This is a genomic window from Pseudomonas sp. M5, assembly GCF_016907075.1.
In the GTDB taxonomy this organism is placed as follows: domain Bacteria; phylum Pseudomonadota; class Gammaproteobacteria; order Pseudomonadales; family Pseudomonadaceae; genus Aquipseudomonas; species Aquipseudomonas putida_E.
On sequence record NZ_JAFBBH010000001.1, the window covers coordinates 3,668,197 to 3,684,815 of the forward strand.

Annotated in this window: 20 protein-coding genes; 11 read left to right on the top strand and 9 right to left on the bottom strand. The window is 62.8% G+C overall.

Going from position 1 to position 16,619, the window contains the following annotated elements:
- Positions 1-9: 9 nt before the first annotated feature.
- Positions 10-567, top strand: coding sequence for an L-threonylcarbamoyladenylate synthase (locus JOE27_RS16715; protein WP_012312041.1), 558 nt, complete (start codon positions 10-12; stop codon positions 565-567).
- A gap of 381 nt (positions 568-948) precedes the next feature.
- Positions 949-1,248: a hypothetical protein gene (locus JOE27_RS16720; protein WP_204919249.1), complete on the top strand. Its 300-nt coding sequence runs from the start codon at positions 949-951 to the stop codon at positions 1,246-1,248.
- A gap of 107 nt (positions 1,249-1,355) precedes the next feature.
- On the opposite strand, the gene JOE27_RS16725 is transcribed toward JOE27_RS16720, so the two are convergent.
- Positions 1,356-2,333, bottom strand: coding sequence for an NADPH:quinone reductase (locus JOE27_RS16725; RefSeq protein ID WP_119688011.1), 978 nt, complete (start codon positions 2,331-2,333; stop codon positions 1,356-1,358).
- Positions 2,334-2,467: 134 nt separating this feature from the next.
- Here JOE27_RS16725 and hemF point away from each other — a divergent pair, with 134 nt between their 5' ends.
- Together hemF and aroE are read left to right on the top strand one after the other, a co-directional pair.
- Complete coding sequence (gene hemF, locus JOE27_RS16730; protein ID WP_046786806.1) at positions 2,468-3,379, top strand: oxygen-dependent coproporphyrinogen oxidase; 912 nt, start codon at positions 2,468-2,470, stop codon at positions 3,377-3,379.
- Positions 3,380-3,404: 25 nt separating this feature from the next.
- Positions 3,405-4,229, top strand: coding sequence for a shikimate dehydrogenase (gene aroE, locus JOE27_RS16735; protein WP_204919251.1), 825 nt, complete (start codon positions 3,405-3,407; stop codon positions 4,227-4,229).
- A gap of 91 nt (positions 4,230-4,320) precedes the next feature.
- On the opposite strand, the gene JOE27_RS16740 is transcribed toward aroE, so the two are convergent.
- The 3 genes from JOE27_RS16740 to betC all read right to left on the bottom strand — a co-directional run bounded on the left by JOE27_RS16740 (position 4,321) and on the right by betC (position 8,495).
- Positions 4,321-5,886, bottom strand: a complete 1,566-nt coding sequence (locus JOE27_RS16740; protein WP_119688012.1) for a SulP family inorganic anion transporter — start codon at positions 5,884-5,886, stop codon at positions 4,321-4,323.
- A 153-nt stretch (positions 5,887-6,039) separates the two neighbouring features.
- Entirely contained in the window at positions 6,040-6,963 is a 924-nt protein-coding gene (gene choX / locus JOE27_RS16745; protein ID WP_204919253.1) for a choline ABC transporter substrate-binding protein, read from the bottom strand.
- A 14-nt stretch (positions 6,964-6,977) separates the two neighbouring features.
- Positions 6,978-8,495 carry a choline-sulfatase gene (gene betC / locus JOE27_RS16750; RefSeq protein WP_115273219.1) on the bottom strand — a complete coding sequence of 506 codons (1,518 nt, stop codon included), beginning with the start codon at positions 8,493-8,495 and terminating at the stop codon, positions 6,978-6,980.
- 109 nt (positions 8,496-8,604) lie between these two features.
- Between betC and JOE27_RS16755 the strand changes: the two genes are divergently transcribed.
- A complete protein-coding gene (locus JOE27_RS16755; protein ID WP_125924436.1) occupies positions 8,605-9,504 on the top strand; it encodes a LysR family transcriptional regulator in 900 nt (299 codons plus the stop codon).
- Positions 9,505-9,596: 92 nt separating this feature from the next.
- Here JOE27_RS16755 and JOE27_RS16760 read toward each other — a convergent pair whose 3' ends face one another.
- Complete coding sequence (locus JOE27_RS16760) at positions 9,597-10,145, bottom strand: NAD(P)H-binding protein (protein ID WP_046786812.1); 549 nt, start codon at positions 10,143-10,145, stop codon at positions 9,597-9,599.
- Between the two features lie 53 nt (positions 10,146-10,198).
- Here JOE27_RS16760 and JOE27_RS16765 point away from each other — a divergent pair, with 53 nt between their 5' ends.
- Positions 10,199-10,531 carry a DOPA 4,5-dioxygenase family protein gene (locus JOE27_RS16765; RefSeq protein WP_012312051.1) on the top strand — a complete coding sequence of 111 codons (333 nt, stop codon included), beginning with the start codon at positions 10,199-10,201 and terminating at the stop codon, positions 10,529-10,531.
- Positions 10,532-10,579: 48 nt separating this feature from the next.
- Here the strand turns inward: JOE27_RS16765 and trpA are convergent, their stop codons facing one another.
- Positions 10,580-11,389, bottom strand: a complete 810-nt coding sequence (gene trpA / locus JOE27_RS16770; protein ID WP_115273221.1) for a tryptophan synthase subunit alpha — start codon at positions 11,387-11,389, stop codon at positions 10,580-10,582.
- On the bottom strand, positions 11,386-12,603 hold the full coding sequence (trpB, locus tag JOE27_RS16775) for a tryptophan synthase subunit beta (RefSeq protein ID WP_039603723.1): 1,218 nt from the start codon (positions 12,601-12,603) through the stop codon (positions 11,386-11,388). Before trpB ends, trpA begins: the two co-directional genes overlap by 4 nt.
- A 110-nt stretch (positions 12,604-12,713) precedes the next feature.
- On the opposite strand from trpB, the gene JOE27_RS16780 reads away from it, so the two are divergent.
- Complete coding sequence (locus JOE27_RS16780; protein ID WP_161872431.1) at positions 12,714-13,610, top strand: LysR family transcriptional regulator; 897 nt, start codon at positions 12,714-12,716, stop codon at positions 13,608-13,610.
- Here JOE27_RS16780 and JOE27_RS16785 read toward each other — a convergent pair.
- A complete protein-coding gene (locus tag JOE27_RS16785; RefSeq protein ID WP_012312055.1) occupies positions 13,607-13,930 on the bottom strand; it encodes a DUF883 family protein in 324 nt (107 codons plus the stop codon). The genes JOE27_RS16780 and JOE27_RS16785 overlap by 4 nt on opposite strands.
- Before the next feature lie 150 nt (positions 13,931-14,080).
- Between JOE27_RS16785 and JOE27_RS16790 the strand changes: the two genes are divergently transcribed.
- Positions 14,081-14,296, top strand: coding sequence for a dodecin (locus tag JOE27_RS16790; protein ID WP_012312056.1), 216 nt, complete (start codon positions 14,081-14,083; stop codon positions 14,294-14,296).
- Between the two features lie 102 nt (positions 14,297-14,398).
- Complete coding sequence (locus JOE27_RS16795; protein ID WP_039603612.1) at positions 14,399-14,620, top strand: DUF1161 domain-containing protein; 222 nt, start codon at positions 14,399-14,401, stop codon at positions 14,618-14,620.
- Positions 14,621-14,717: 97 nt separating this feature from the next.
- On the opposite strand, the gene JOE27_RS16800 is transcribed toward JOE27_RS16795, so the two are convergent.
- Positions 14,718-15,722: an LLM class flavin-dependent oxidoreductase gene (locus tag JOE27_RS16800; protein ID WP_115273224.1), complete on the bottom strand. Its 1,005-nt coding sequence runs from the start codon at positions 15,720-15,722 to the stop codon at positions 14,718-14,720.
- A 154-nt stretch (positions 15,723-15,876) separates the two neighbouring features.
- Between JOE27_RS16800 and JOE27_RS16805 the strand changes: the two genes are divergently transcribed.
- Positions 15,877-16,302, top strand: a complete 426-nt coding sequence (locus JOE27_RS16805) for an OsmC family protein (protein WP_204919256.1) — start codon at positions 15,877-15,879, stop codon at positions 16,300-16,302.
- A 73-nt stretch (positions 16,303-16,375) separates the two neighbouring features.
- On the top strand, positions 16,376-16,606 hold the full coding sequence (locus tag JOE27_RS16810; protein WP_046786817.1) for a DUF1161 domain-containing protein: 231 nt from the start codon (positions 16,376-16,378) through the stop codon (positions 16,604-16,606).
- Positions 16,607-16,619: the final 13 nt, after the last annotated feature.

Consider the following 16,619-nt stretch of genomic DNA (forward strand, 5'->3'; position numbering starts at 1 on the left):
GAGACACAAATGGTGAGCAGTTGGCGTGTGCAACAAGCCGCGCGTGAGATTCGGGCCGGTGCGGTGATCGCCTACCCGACTGAAGCGGTCTGGGGCCTGGGCTGCGACCCATGGAACGAGGACGCGGTGTATCGCTTGCTGGCGCTCAAGTCGCGGCCTGTGGATAAAGGGCTGATCCTGGTCGCCGACAACATCCGCCAGTTCGACTTCCTGTTCGAGGATTTTCCAGAGGACTGGATCGACCGCATGGGCAGCACCTGGCCTGGGCCCAATACCTGGCTGGTGCCGCACCAGGACCTGTTGCCGGAGTGGGTGACGGGGCAGCATGACACCGTGGCGCTGCGGGTCAGTGATCACCCGCAGGTGCGCGAGCTGTGCGCGCTGGTCGGGCCGTTGATTTCCACTTCTTGCAACCCAGGCGGGCGCCCGGCGGCGAAGAGCCGGTTGCGAGTGGAGCAGTATTTCCATGGTGACCTGGACATGGTGCTGGGTGGGGCCCTGGGTGGGCGGAAGAATCCGAGTGTGATTCGTAACCTGGCCACGGGCGAGATCGTTCGCCCGGGTTGACGCTGGCGAGGGCTGCGCCCTCGAATCGCCGGCAAGCCGGCTCCCACAGGGGTTGCGTGTAAGCCGGCTTGCCGGCGAATGGGCCGCAAAGCGGCCCTGAATGCTGCCAGCACATCAGTTTGGGAAAACTCCTACAACCCGCATCGAATACCATCACCTTCTCAGTGGGAAGTCCTGTCTCTAGGCTTCAGACCGTCGCCGAACAACTTGGCGATCGGGTGTGGTAACCCGGGTGGTCTGGAGTCACAGTCTATGGCGGCTGTGCGCGGGAGGCGTTTGCCTGCCGGGGAATGCTCCAGCCCGGTTTACCACCCCGCGTACAGCTGCCACCTAATCCGTGTGGTAACGGATGGATGTCAGCTTCAATCTCTGGAGCTAATCATGAAAAAGCTAGTGCCCGATCCACCACTTCCCTGCACTTCCACCCGCCCCTTCGGCCGCTGCGACGCCGGCCATTCAGCGCTGTTCAGCGTAAACCCCAACATTTCCGCCGCCGACGCCTTGGTCCACGTAGCCCTCTACCTGCGGTGTGCCTACGAGACTGGCTACAAGACGCTCGATTACCTGCGCGAAGAAGGCCGCGGCATGTACTGGTCGAACCTGCATGCGATCGAGATGGCGGAAGGGTTGGTAGAGGCGATGCTTGATGGCATCGAGTCAGCGCCTGCGCAGCAGAGGTAGTTGTGAGGTTTGCAGGTGTTCGTCTTGGTTTTTGCATAGATGCGTAGAACGAGCGCCGTCCGCACGGCGCTCTATCTCAAAGGCTCTAAAAGCTCCAAGCCAGGCACTCAAGGCAACAAAACAGTCGAACCCACCGTCCGCCGCGCCGACAGTTCGCTCTGCGCCTTGGCCGCCTCGCTCAACGGATACCGCTGCTGGATATCCACAACCACCTTGCCACTGGCGATCACTGCAAACAGGTCATCCGCCATGGCCTGAGTGTTCTCGGCATTGTTGGCGTAGCTGGCCAAGGTCGGCCGGGTGACATACAGCGAGCCCTTCTGCGCCAGGATCCCCAGGTTCACCCCGCTGACTGCGCCGGACGCATTGCCGAAGCTCACCATCAACCCGCGTGGCTGCAGGCAGTCCAGCGAGGTCAGCCAGGTATCGGCGCCTACACCGTCATACACCACCGGGCATTTCTTGCCATCGGTCAGCTCCAGCACCCGCTTGGCCACATCCTCGCGGCTGTAGTCGATGGTCTCCCAGGCGCCCAGTGCCTTGGCCCGCTCTGCTTTCTCGGCCGAACTGACGGTACCGATCAGCTTGGCCCCCAGCGCCTTGGCCCATTGGCACGCGAGCGAGCCGACGCCCCCGGCGGCGGCGTGGAACAGGATCACCTCGCCCGGCTGCACGGCGTAGGTCTGCTTGAGCAGGTACTGCACGGTCAGGCCCTTGAGCATCACCGCCGCCGCTTGCTCGAAGCTGATGTTGTCGGGCAGCTTGACCAGGTTGGCCTCCGGCAAGGTGTGCACCTCGCTGTAGGCACCCAGCGGGCCGCCGCCATAGGCCACGCGGTCGCCCACTTTCAGGCGGGTGACGCCCTCACCTACCGCCTCGACTACCCCGGCACCCTCGGTGCCCAGGCCTGAAGGCAGCGCAGGCGGGGCATACAGCCCGCTGCGGAAATAGGTGTCGATGAAGTTCAAGCCGATCGCATGGTTACGCACTCGAACCTGCTGCGCCCCGGGCGGTGCCGGGTCGAACTCCACCAGCTGCAATACTTCCGGGCCGCCATGCTGGCTGAACTGGATACGCTTGGCCATCTCGCACTCCTGTTGTCGGGATCGGGAAAGGCCTTCTATCGGACGCCTTTGCTTGATCGCCGTCAACTGCGGCGCGCCAGCTGCCGGTGGTATGCTACGCGGCGAATTCTTCCCTGCCCGTTCCTGGTGACCCGATGACTAGCCGCACCGAGGCCGTGAAAGCCTACCTGCTCGACCTGCAAGACCGCATCTGCTCTGCCCTCGAAACCGAGGACGGGGGCGCCCGCTTCGTCGAGGATGCCTGGGTGCGCGAAGCCGGTGGCGGGGGCCGCACGCGGGTGATCGGCGACGGCAAGCTGATCGAGAAAGGCGGCGTCAACTTCTCCCACGTGTTCGGTAGCGGCCTGCCTCCGTCGGCCAGCGCCCACCGCCCCGAGCTGGCAGGCCGTGGCTTCGAGGCCTTGGGCGTGTCGCTGGTGATCCACCCGCATAACCCGCACGTGCCGACTTCCCACGCCAACGTGCGTTTCTTCATCGCCGAAAAAGAAGGTGAAGAGGCTGTGTGGTGGTTTGGCGGCGGCTTCGACCTGACCCCCTACTACGGCAACGAGGAAGACTGCATCCACTGGCACCGTGTGGCCGAGCAGGCCTGCGCGCCGTTCGGCGCTGACGTGTACCCGCGCTACAAGGCCTGGTGCGACCGTTACTTCCACATCAAACACCGTGGCGAGCCGCGCGGTATCGGCGGGCTGTTCTTCGATGACTTGAACGAGTGGGGCTTCGATACCTGCTTCGCCTTCATCCGCGCCATCGGCGATGCCTACGTCGACGCCTACCTGCCGATCGTCCAGCGCCGCAAGGACACGCCCTATACCGCTGAGCAGCGCGAGTTCCAGGAGTACCGCCGCGGGCGCTATGTGGAGTTCAACCTGGTGTATGACCGTGGCACCCTCTTCGGCCTGCAGTCCGGTGGCCGTACCGAGTCGATCCTCATGTCGCTGCCGCCGCAAGTGCGCTGGGGCTACGACTGGAAGGCCGTACCTGGCAGCGAAGAAGCGCGCCTGACCGAGTACTTCCTGCAAGACCGCGATTGGCTTGCACAGTAAGCTTGTGGATAACCGAGGAGCCCTCATGGACCAGTACGTCGTATTTGGTAACCCAATCGGCCACAGCAAGTCGCCGTTGATTCACCGCCTGTTCGCCGAACAGACCGGCCAGGACCTGGAGTACGCCACCCTGCTGGCGCCGCTTGACGAGTTCAGCGACTGCGCCCGGGGCTTTTTCAAGCAAGGCAGTGGCGCCAACGTGACCGTGCCATTCAAGGAAGAGGCCTACCGCCTGTGTGACAGCCTCACCCCGCGCGCCCAACGGGCCGGGGCGGTGAACACCTTGAGCAAGTTGGCCGATGGCTCGCTGCGGGGTGACAACACCGATGGCGCGGGCCTTGTGCGCGACCTTACAGTGAATGCCGGGGTTGAACTGACTGGCAAACGTATTCTGATCCTTGGCGCCGGGGGCGCAGTGCGCGGCGTGCTGGAGCCGATCCTGGCGCATGACCCTCAGTCCTTGGTAATTGCCAACCGCACACTGGAAAAGGCCGAGCAGCTGGCACGCGAGTTCGATGAGATGGGGCCGGTGATGACCAGCGGTTTCGCCTGGCTGCACGAGCCGGTGGACGTGATCATCAACGCCACGTCGGCGAGCCTGTCCGGCGAGCTGCCGCCGATTGCCGACAGCCTGGTCGAGGCCGGGCGCACCGTGTGCTACGACATGATGTATGGCAAGGAGCCGACGCCATTCTGCCAGTGGGCCAGCAAGCTGGGGGCGGCCAAGGTGCTGGATGGGCTGGGCATGTTGGCAGAGCAGGCGGCGGAGGCGTTCTTCATCTGGCGTGGGGTACGTCCGGAAACGGCGCCGGTGCTGGCTGAGTTACGCCGGCAGCTCGCTCGGGGCTGAGATTTATGGGGCCGCTTTGCGGCCCATCGCCGGCAAGCCAGCCCCTACAGGTACAGCGCCGGCCTCAGGCCTTGGCAAGCAGCCCTGAAGATCACTCCGCAAATTGAATGGGGCAAAGCTCCACCCCTTCCAGCTTCTGCAATTCCTCGACCACCTGCGGCCTTGCCCGAAGCAAGGTCAGGCTCCCTCCGGCCCGGCGCAACCGCCGTGCCTCGCGGTGCAACATGTCCACACCCGAGTAATCGATGAAATTCACCTGGCGTGCATCGATCACCACATGCGGGCCCTGGCAACGCTGCAGGCGCACCTGCAGGTAGTGCGCCGCACCGAAGAAGATCGACCCGCCCACCCGCAGCACGTCGGCCTGCCCTTCGCGGCTCTGCTGTACGCGTGGCCGTGAAGTGCGCTTGAGGTAGAAGAACAGCGAAGCCAGCACACCGGCATAAATCGCTGTCTGCAGCTCCAGCAGCAAGGTTGCTGCAGCGGTCAGGGCCATAACCAGGAACTCCGACCGGCTGACCCTGAACAGCGCACGGATGCCCCGGTGGTCCACCAGGCCCCAGCAGATCAGCAGGATACTGCCGGCCATGGCCGGTATCGGCAGGTGTGCGATCAACCCTGCACCGGTGACGGCGAACAGCGCCACCCAAAGCGCCGAGAACACCCCTGCCATGGGCGAGCGGGCGCCAGCGTCGTAGCTGAGCCCAGAGCGGGTGAAGGAGCCAGAAGACAGGTAGCCTGAAAAGAATGAACCGACGATGTTCGACATACCTTGGGCGCGGATTTCCTGGTCGGCGTCGATCAGCTGTTCGGAGCGTGCCGACAGCGAACGGGCAATCGACAGGCTGGTTACCAGGCCCAGCATACCCACCGCTACGGCACTGGGCAGCAGGCGCAGCATCAGCTCCACATCCAGTAACGGCAGTGGGCTGAGTGGGGGTAGCTGGCCGGTGAACGCTGGCACCCGCGGTACATGGCCAAAGAAACCAGGCAGCGACCAGGCCACCAGGCTGATTACGATGAGGCTTATCAACAGGCTCGGCCAGCGTGGCCGCCAAAGTTTGAAGGCCACACCGACAAGGACGGTGCCCAAGCCCAGGATCAGGGACGGCAAGTCGACCTCACCAGCATGGCTTGCCAGGTCTTGTACTGTTTTAAACGCCGTGGCCTGGCTCGGCAAATCCATACCCAGCAGGTTGGGTAACTGGCCGAGGGCAATGACGATGGCGGCGCCCAGGGTGAAGCCAAGCACCACCGAATGGGAAACGAAGTTGACCAGTGCGCCGAAGCGCAGCAGCCCGAGCAGCAACTGGAAGATGCCAGCGAGGAAGGTCAGCAGCAGCACGAGGGTCACGTAATCGGCACTACCGGCCACCGCCAAGGGGCTGATGCTGGCGTAAAGGACGATGGAGATGGCGGCGGTCGGCCCGCAAATCAGGTACCAGGACGAGCCCCACAGGCAGGCGACCAGTACCGGCACGATGGCCGCATAAAGACCGTATTCGGCAGGCAGGCCGGCGATCAGGGCGTAGGCGATCGATTGCGGCAGGGCAAGGATGGCACCGCTCAGGCCGACCAGCAGGTCCTCGCGCAGGCTGCGGCCCGATTGACGGGGCAGCCAGGTCAAGAAGGGCAGCAGGTGGTTTAAGCGGGGCATGGGCAGTTCCTGATTCAAAAGCGCAGGCGAGGGCTTTGCCCTCGTTTCGCGACACAAGGCCGCTCCTACGCCAAATCGTACCCTGCGTGTAGGAGCGGCCTTGCGTCGCGAATGGGCCGCAACGCGGCCCCAGCAACCTAACAGATAAACCAATCAGAGTTTGGCGTTGACAGCCTCTTTGGCATCGCCGCCAGAAGTGGTGGTCACTCCATCAAGCCATTTTTGAAGCAGATCTGGATGCGCCTTGACCCACGCCTTGGCCGCTTCATCGAAACTGATCTTTTTATCCACAACCTCCGCCATGATGCTGTTTTCCATGTCCAGGGTGAATGTCAGGTTACCCAACAATTTTGCGGGGTTAGGGCAGGCTTGTGGATAACCTTTGCGCGTCAGGGTATAGACCTCACCCTTGCTGCCAAACCACTTCTCCCCGCCCGTCAGGTAATGCATGTTCAGTTTCACGTTCATCGGGTGCGGGGTCCAGCCCAGGAAGGTGATGAACTGCTTCTTCTTCACGGCGCGGTCGACCTGCGCCAGCATTGCCTGTTCGCTCGATTCGACCAGCTTCCATTGGCCGAGGTCGAATTCATTCTTGTCGATGATCTGCTTCAGCGACAGGTTGGCGGGCGCGCCTGAGCCGATTCCGTACAGCTTCTTGTCGAACTGATCGGCATGCTGTTGCAGGTCGGCGAAGCTCTTCACGCCGGCATCCCACACGTAATCGGGCACCGCCAGGGTGAACTCGGTGCCTTCAAGGTTGCGCGACAGCTGCTGCACATCGCCATTGGCAACGAACTTGTCATGAAAACCCTGATGCGCCGGCATCCAGTTACCCAGGAAGGCATCGACCTTACCGTCCTTGAGGCCGCCGTAGATGATCGGCACCGCCAGGCTGTCGATCTTCACCTGGTAGCCCAGGCTCTCCAGAAGCAAGCGGGCGATGGCGTTGGTGGTGGCGATGTCGCTCCAGCCGGGGTCGGCCATCCTTACGGTGCTGCATTGCGCGTCTTCGGCGTGGGCCGTGGCGGTGCCCAGGCTCAGGGCCAGGGCGAACACGATGGTGGAGAACTTCTGCATGGCGGCTTCTCTTCTCAATCCAGGGGTGCGGGCTGTGGATAACGTGCCTTGCGCTCGAGGTCGTCGAGATCGATGTGGTTGCGCATGTACTGTTGGCTGGCGTCCACCAGCGGTTGGTGGTCCCAGCTTTTCAGTTTGCCGATGGCCAGCGCTTCGGCCACCAGGCGGCGGCGCCGCTGGCTGGCCAGTACCTGCTGGCGCAGGCTGGGGATATCCCAGCGCTGGCGTGCTTCGTCGACAAATGCCTGCAGCAGCACCTGATGGTCCGGGCTGCCGGTGAGGTTCTCCCGCTCGTGCGGGTCGCGGCTCAGGTCATAGAGTAAACACGGGTCGTCTTCGCTGTACACGAACTTGTATGGGCCGCGGCGGATCATCATCAGTGGCCCGACGGTACCCTCGGCCATGTACTCGCCGATCACTTGGTCGTGGCCACCCTGCCCTTGCAGGTGGCCGAGCAGCGATTGGCCGTCCAGATGCAAACTTTTATCCACAGTACCGCCGGCAAGCTCGACCAGCGTCGGCAGCAGGTCGCAGGTCGATACCGAGGCACTGACCCGGGCCGGGGCGAAGCGCTTGGGCGCGTGGACCAGCAGCGGCACCCGCGCCGACATCTCGAACCAGTGCATCTTGTACCAGAGCCCGCGCTCGCCAAGCATGTCGCCGTGATCGCCAGAGAAAATGACCAAGGTGTCGTCGGCCAGGTTGCACTCCTCCAGGGTCTGCAACAGCTGGCCGATGTTGTCGTCGATGTAGCTGCAGGCACCGAAGTAGGCACGGCGTGCATCGCGGATCTTGTCCACAGGCAGGGGCTTGTTCCACAGGTCGTACACCTTGAGCAGGCGCTGTGAGTGCGGGTCGAGCTCGTGCTGGCCGAACTCGGCGCGGGGCATGGGGATATCCACACCCTCGTAGCGATCCCAGTAGCGCTTGGGGATGGTGTACGGGTCGTGGGGGTGGGTCATGGACACGGTGAGGCAGAACGGACGACCATCGTTCTCGCGGACATGGTCGTAAAGGTACTGACGGGCCTTGAATACCACTTCTTCGTCGAAATCCAGCTGGTTGGTACGCACGCAAGGGCCGGCCTGCAATACCGATGACATGTTGTGATACCAGCTTGCGCGCTCGTCCGGGGCATCCCAGTTAACTGCCCAGCCGTAGTCGGCGGGGTAGATGTCGCTGGTCAAGCGTTCTTCGTAGCCGTGCAACTGGTCCGGGCCGCAGAAATGCATCTTGCCCGACAGCGCGGTGCGGTAGCCGAGCCGGCGCAGGTAGTGGGCGTAGGTCGGGATATCGGCCGGGAAGTCGGCGGCGTTGTCGTAGGCGCCAATACGGCTGGGCAACTGGCCGCTTACCAGGGTAAAGCGCGAGGGTGCGCACAGCGGGCTGTTGCAGTAGGCCGAATCGAACACCACCGCCTGATCGGCCAGGCGGCTCAGGTGGGGCATCTGGATTGGTGAAGGGCCATATATCGGCAAGAGCGGCGCGGCCATCTGGTCGGCCATGATGAACAGGATATTCGGGCGCGTCATGGTTGGCTTCCATCGTTGAAGGTTATGCGAATAGCTTGCCTATCAAGATGCGACTGCAAGTAACATGGGTAAAGCCCATGGCGGGCAATGTCTGGGATTAGTTAAGCTTATGTTTGATCACCTGACCGACTTGTCGCTCGACGCACTGCGCGTTTTCGAGGCCGCTGCCCGCTTGCGTGGTTTCACGGCTGCGGCCCTGGAGTTGGGCACTACCCAGCCGGCGGTAAGCCAGCAGATCAAACGGCTGGAGGCTCGGTTGAACACGCGCCTGTTTGACCGTATCTACCGCGGCATCGCGCTGACCGATGCCGGGCAGGTATTGTTCGAGCAGGTTCATCAAGGCCTGCAGGCCATGGATGACGGCATTGCCCTGGCCAGCGGGCGCAGCCAGCGCGAGGTGCTGCAGGTGGCCACCGACTTTGCCTTCGCAGCGTTCTGGCTGATGCCGCGGTTGCAGCGGTTTCACGAGGCTTATCCACAGGTGGACGTTAGCCTGGTGACCGGTGAGCGCAGCCAGGGGATGCTGCGGCCGGATATCGATGTGGCGGTGTTGTTTGGGGATGGGCGGTTCCACCAGGGCGAGAGCCGTTGGCTGTTCGATGAGGAAGTATTCCCGGTCTGCAGCCCTCGGCTGACTCGTGGCAAACCCTTGTCAGCCGTGGCTTTGCAACGTTTGCCACTGCTTCATCTGCGCGGCGAGCAAGCCAGCCGCTGGTTCGACTGGGCGGGGCTGTTTCGTGGCTTTGGCGTGGAAAGCCCGCCGCCGCCCGGGCAGCTACGGTTCGATAACTACACGCTGTTGGTCCAGGCGGCAATTGCCGGGCAAGGGGTGGCGATCGGCTGGCGGCATCTGGTCGATGGGCTGGTCGAGCAAGGGTTGCTGTGCCGGCCGCTGGAGGGGAGCCTGCGCTCGACGCGGGGGTATTACGTGGTGTTGCCGCCGCGCAAGCGGCGTGGGGCGCTGATCGAGCGGTTTGTGGGTTGGCTTGAAGATGAGCGGAGTCAGTGATTGGGGCTGCTGCGCAGCCCATCGCCGGCAAGCCAGCTCCTACAGGTCCATGCAGGACTTGAGCTTGCGCAGTACCTGTAGGCCCCGGGGCTCTACGTCACGAAGTTCAGATGCTCGCCCCGATGCAGATCCAGCTCGAGCATATCGGCCATCCCCGCCGCCATTCGCTCCAGGTCCATGAGTGCCTGTGGCGCATTGATCAACGTCCAGTGCAATGGGCTGCGTTGCAGCGCATCCACAACCTGGTCCACGCACTCACGTTCTGCTTCGGTGTACTTGCCCGGCGCATCCAGCACATCGAAATCGCCCACCAGCAGCACCCGGCGTATAGTCGTGCGAGAAAGCCCGGCCACCAACGCTTCGCTCATCTGCCCTTGCGCTGCAAGGTCACCCGGCGCTAGCGCCGACAACAGGGCAATCACCGCCGAGCCCCCTGCTGCGCCCTGCTCCGCCTGGTCGGCATCACCCAGCCCGCCTAGCTTGAAATGCAGGCCCGGGCGCGGCGCATGGCGGTTGAGGTCATCGACCACGGCAGTGACCTCGTGCTGACGTGACAGCAACTCGACCATCAGGGCACTGCCCAGGCTGCTTTGAGCCCCGAACAGCACCAGCTTGAACACTGGGGTTTCGGCATTTTTCACTGCATCACTCCCTTTGCGGGTGGGTGATGGTTTGACCGCAATCAGGAGACATCGTGCAGAGGATCAAGGGCTATCACGCCCACGTTTATTACGACGCATCGACTATCGAGCAAGCGCGTGAGCTGTGCGAGGAGGCGGCGCGGCTGTTCCCCGTGACCATGGGGCGCATGCATGAGAAGCCGGTAGGGCCGCACCCGGACTGGAGCTGCCAGCTGGCGTTCGGGCCGGAGGTGTTGGGGGTGGTATTGCCGTGGTTGGCGTTGTATCGCAAGGGGTTGGTGGTGTTTCTGCACCCGCTGACTGGGGATGAGCTGGCGGATCACCGCGATCATGCGATCTGGATGGGGGCTTTGCGGCCTTTGAAATTATCGGTTTTTGGCGGTTAGCGATGTGTTGGCTTCTTCGCGGACAAACCCGCGAAGAAGCCACACGGCTCAGCGCCGAGCGCCGCGCACGCCTTCAGCCAGCGCAGAGCACAGGCTCAATACATCGGCAACAGCCTGATCGGCGTCTTTGGCCTGGGCGATCTTGTCGACCAGCGCCGAACCTACCACCACGCCATCAGCCAGGCGCGCAATCGCTGCGGCCTGCTCTGGCGTACGAATGCCGAAGCCAACGCTGATCGGCAGGTCGGTATGCCGACGCAGGCGGGCGATGGCTTCGGTGACGTGCTCGGTGGTTGCCGAGCCGGCGCCGGTCACGCCTGCCACCGACACGTAATAGACGAACCCCGAGCTGCGCTCCAGCACCCGTGGCAGGCGCACATCGTCGGTGGTCGGGGTGGTCAGGCGAATGAAGTCGATGCCAGCGGCCTGGGCCGGGGTAGCGAGCTCAGCATCGTGCTCCGGCGGCAGGTCGACGATGATCAGGCCATCGACACCCGCTTCTTTGGCTTCTGCGACGAATTTCTCTACGCCAAAGCGGTGGATCGGGTTGTAGTAACCCATCAGCACGATCGGTGTGGCCTGGTTGTCGACGCGGAATTCACGCACCATCTGCAGGGTCTTGGCCAGGTTCTGGCCTGCTTCCAGCGCACGCAGCGTGGCCAGCTGGATAGCTACGCCATCGGCCATCGGGTCGGTGAACGGCATGCCCAGTTCGATCACATCGGCACCGGCCGCCGGCAGGCCCTTGAGGATCTGCAGCGAGGCATCGTAGCCAGGGTCGCCGGCAGTGACGAAGGTGACCAGTGCGGAGCGGCCTTCGGCTTTCAGCTCGGCAAAGCGTTGTTCAAGACGGCTCATGCCTGTTTCTCCTGGGCGGCCATGTGGTTCATCACGGTTTGCATGTCTTTGTCGCCACGGCCTGACAGGCAGATGACCATCAGGTGGTCCTTGGGCAGGTTTGGCGCGCGCTTGATCGCTTCAGCCAGGGCGTGCGAGGTTTCCAGGGCCGGGATGATGCCTTCCAGGCGGCAGGTGGCGTGGAACGCGTCGAGGGCCTCATCGTCGGTGATGCTGACGTACTCCACACGCTTCACTTCATGCAGGTAGGCATGCTCGGGGCCGATGCCCGGGTAGTCGAGGCCGGCCGAAATCGAGTGGGCGTCAGTGATCTGGCCGTCACCGTCCTGCAGCAGGTAGGTGCGGTTGCCGTGCAGCACGCCGGGTACGCCACCGTTGAGGCTGGCCGCATGCTTGTCGGTGTGCACGCCATGGCCACCGGCTTCCACACCAATGATCTTGACGCTCTCGTCTTCGAGGAATTCGTGGAACAGGCCCATGGCATTGGAGCCACCGCCGACACAAGCAATCAGGCTGTCGGGCAGGCGGCCTTCCTTCTCTTGCAACTGGGCGCGGGTCTCTTTGCCGATGATCGACTGGAAATCGCGAACCATTGCAGGGTACGGGTGCGGGCCGGCCACGGTACCGATCAGGTAGAAGGTGTCGTCGACGTTGGTGACCCAGTCGCGCAGGGCTTCGTTCATGGCGTCTTTCAATGTGCCGGTGCCGGCTGTAACCGGAACGATCTCGGCGCCCAGCAACTTCATGCGGAACACGTTGGCCTGCTGGCGCTCGATGTCGGTGGCACCCATGTAGATCACGCAGGGCAGCCCGAAGCGTGCGGCGACGGTGGCAGTGGCCACGCCGTGCATGCCGGCGCCGGTTTCGGCGATCAGGCGTTTTTTGCCCATGCGCTTGGCCAGCAGCACTTGGCCGATGCAGTTGTTCACCTTGTGCGCGCCGGTGTGGTTGAGCTCTTCACGTTTGAAGAAAATCTTGGCGCCGCCGCAATGCTCGGTCAGGCGCTCGGCGAAATACAGCGGGTTGGGGCGGCCGATGTAGTCGCGCTGGAAGTAGGCCAGTTCTTCGAGGAACTTGGGGTCGGCCTTGGCGGCTTCATATTCGCGGGCCAGATCCAGCACCAGCGGCATCAGGGTTTCGGCCACATAGCGGCCACCGAACGAGCCGAACAGGCCGTTGGCGTCGGGGCCGGGGCGGTATTGGGACTGGGTCATGGGGCGCTCCAGGGCGTAATGAATGAGTGATGGGCTTTACTCTAACCACGGCAAGCCCGGCTGAAAACCGATAAGATTGCGCAAACCTGTCAGGAAAACTCACACGTCAAATGGCCCACGACCTCCCTCCCCTGAACGCCCTGCGGGCCTTCGAAACCACCGCCAGGCTCAATAGCGTCAGCCAGGCTGCCGAAGCGCTGCATGTGACTCATGGCGCCGTGAGCCGGCAGATCAAGGTGCTGGAGGAACACCTGGGCGTGGCCTTGTTCGTCAAGGACGGGCGCGGCATCAAACTCACAGATGCCGGGGTCAGGCTGCGTGATGCCAGTGGTGAAGCGTTCGACAGGCTGCGCAGTGTCTGCGCCGAACTCAGCCGGGATGTCAGCGAGGCGCCATTCGTGCTGGGGTGCTCGGGTAGCCTGCTGGCGCGATGGTTCATTCCCCGGCTTGGGCGCCTGAAGGCGGATTTGCCAGAGCTGCGCCTGCATCTGTCAGCAGGGGAAGGCGACCTTGATCCGCGTCGGCCGGGGCTCGATGCGCTGTTGGTGTATGCCGAACCCCCTTGGCCTGCGGACATGCAGGTACATGTATTGGCCGAAGAGCGTATCGGGCCAGTGTTGAGCCCACACTTTAACGGCTTCGAGCGGTTGCGCAGTGCGCCCGCCGTGGCGCTGCTGGACGAAGCCTTGCTGCATACCACTTCACGCCCGCAGGCGTGGCCGACCTGGGCCGGACAACAGGGGTTGGACCCGGCTGCACTGCAGTATGGGCAGGCCTTCGAGCATTTGTATTACCTGCTGGAGGCGGCTGTGGCAGGGCTGGGGGTGGCTATCGCACCGCAGCCGTTGGTGGCGGATGACTTGCGTGCCGGGCGACTCAGCGCACCGTGGGGCTTTTCCCCTACTGCAGCGGCGCTGGCGCTGTGGGTGCCACGGCGCGCCGCAGACGGGCGCGCCGAGCAGCTGGCGCAGTGGCTGCGCCGCGAACTGGAGCGGCAGGCAGGTTAGTTGCGGCGGTACAACAGGTAGGCCGCGAGCAGGCCGAGCGCGCCGATGGCTACGCCAGCAGTGGTCACCGGGTGCTCCTGAGCATAATCACGGGTTGCGATACCGGTCTGGCGGGTGCGGGTCTTCACTTCCTCATAAGCATCGCTAAGCAGGCTGCGCGAGTGTTTCAACGCGCTTTCGGCGTTGCTGCGGATTGCCTTCACGGACTTCTGCGACTCCTCCGACGCATCATGCTTGAGGCTCTCCAGGCTCTTAAGGAGGCTTTCGATCTCCGCTTCCATGCTTTCCAGGGATGTTTTACGCAGCGAATTGCGGTGCATGGTGACTCTCCTTTGCAGTATGGACTGTATGGATTGCGACTGCGGCCCGGGGCGAAAGTGCGATCGAACTTTCGCCCAGCCTGACGGCTCGCAGGTAAACCAGGCCGGCACTGCTAGGCTCAATTTCACTGTCACCCAAGGAGAGCGCTCATGACCGATCATCACACCTACAAGAAGATCGAGCTGGTAGGTTCCTCGACCACCAGCATCGAAGACGCCATCAACAATGCGTTGGCCGAAGCGGCCAAGAGCATCAAGCATCTGGAATGGTTCGAAGTGGTCGACACCCGTGGCCACATCGAAGGCAACAAGGTGGCGCACTTTCAGGTCACGCTCAAAGTGGGCTTTCGCATCGCCAATAGCTGAAACAGGGTCTGGCTGGCAACGGCCGGCGTGATGGCGTTATACAGACAGGGGCGCCTTTGCCGGCGCCCTTTCCCATTTTCATCTGCACAAGGAAAGCGAGTGATGAAGAAACTGATTCTGGCGGTGGGCCTGATGATGCTGGCGGGTGGCGCGCTGGCGGCGGGCAAGCCTTGCGAGGAGCTCAAGGCCGAGATTGCCGCGAAGCTGGATGCCAAAGGTGTGCAGGGCTACACACTGGAGATCGTCAGTAAGGGCGACCCCGCTGGCAAGGTTGTGGGGAGCTGTGAAGGTGGCAGCAAGGAAATTGTCTACCGGCGTGGTTGAGCGCTGGCCCAACCGCCAGCAAGCCTGCCCCACTGCGTTTCCAATATCTCGCGGCCTTGGAGTTCCCAGTGGGAGCCGGCTTGCCGGCGATTGGGGCCTACTCAGATTTCAAGGCTTGCGCCAACAATTCATAAGACCTGATCCGGTCCTCATGCTCATACAGGTCGCAGGTAAAGATCAGCTCGTCCGCCCCGGTCTGCTCCAGTAGCACCTCGACCTTGGCCCTCACCTTCTGCGGGTTGCCGATCATCGCCAGGCCCAGGAAGCTACCCACCGCATCGCGCTCATGTGGCAGCCACAGCCCATCCATGCTCGGTACCGGCTTGCGCTGCATCAGGCTCTGCCCGCGTATCAGGGCAAGAATACGCTGGTACACCGAAGTGGCCAGGAACTCGGCCTTGTCGTCGGTTTCGGCCACCACCATCGGAATGCCCAGCATCACGTAAGGCTTGTCGAGCGTGGTAGAGGGCTTGAAATGGTCGCGGTAGATACGGATCGCCTCATGCATGTAGCGCGGCGCGAAGTGCGAGGCGAAGGCGTAGGGCATGCCGCGCATGCCGGCCAGCTGTGCGCTGAACAGGCTGGAGCCCAGCAGCCACATCGGCACCTCGGTGTCGTGGCCAGGTACGGCGATCACTTTTTGATCATCTGTGCGCGGGCCAAGGTAGCGCGACAATTCTTCTACATCGTCCGGGAAATCATCGGCGCTGCCCGAGCGCTCGCGGCGCAGGGCGCGTGCGGTCATCTGGTCGGAGCCCGGCGCACGGCCCAGGCCCAGATCGATACGCCCGGGATAAAGGCTGGCCAACGTGCCGAACTGCTCGGCGATCACCAGGGGGGCATGGTTGGGCAGCATGACGCCACCCGAGCCGACACGGATGGTTGAAGTACCCCCCGCCAGGTAACCGATCAGCACGGAGGTCGCGGAGCTGGCGATGCCGTCCATGTTGTGGTGTTCGGCAACCCAGAAGCGGTTGTAGCCAAAACGCTCGACATGCTGGGCCAGGTCCAGCGAATTGCGCAACGCTTGCGCCGGGCCGGAGTCGGCCCGCACTGGCACCAGGTCGAGGGTAGAAATTTTCAGGTCACGCAGCTGCGTCATTGGAGCCTCCGCAAAAGTGATTGGCCGAAGGCCTTTTAAACTCTGTATGGGCACATTCGGAAGATTCAATGCTTGCGGTGCGATTGATCTGAACTTGCCGAAGGTGAGTAGCCTCTGAACCCATAGATACGTAACAGAGTGACCAGGAGGCATCATGAAAAAGACTGCATCGGCGATCTGGCAAGGTGGCTTGAAGGACGGCAAAGGCGTTATTTCGACTGAAAGCGGCGCGCTAAAGCAGAACCCCTATGGTTTCAACACCCGCTTCGAAGGCTCGCCCGGCACCAACCCAGAGGAGTTGATCGGCGCGGCCCATGCCGGCTGCTTCTCGATGGCGCTGTCGATGATGCTCGGCGAGGCGGGGCTGACGCCCGACCGTATCGATACGATCGCTGAAGTGACCTTGGAAAAACAGCCCGATGGCTTTGCCATCACTGCTGTGCACCTGGTGCTGAAGGCCAAAGTGCCTGGCGCCAGCCAGGCCCAGTTCCTTGAAATCGCCAATAAGGCCAAAGCAGGCTGCCCGGTGTCCAAGGTGTTGAACGCGAAGATCAGCCTGGACGCCACCCTGGTGGGCTAAGCGGCGCAACAGCTTCGGTTTGCTGTAGTCTAAACAGCATCGGCAGCGCAGCTGCCCATCCAGGAGCCGTGCCATGATACGCGTCGCAATCGCCGTGTTGGCGTCTCTGTTGGCCACATCTGCCGTGGCGGCGGTCAAGCCGTGTGAGGAACTGAAGGCCGAGATCGAAGCCAAGATCCAGGCTCAGGGTGTGCCGTCGTACACGCTGGAGATCGTGCCCAACAGTGAGGTCAAGGATCAGAACATGATCGTTGGCAGCTGTGATGGCGGGACCAAAAAGATCATTTATCAGAAGAACGAATGATCGCCAATTGAAA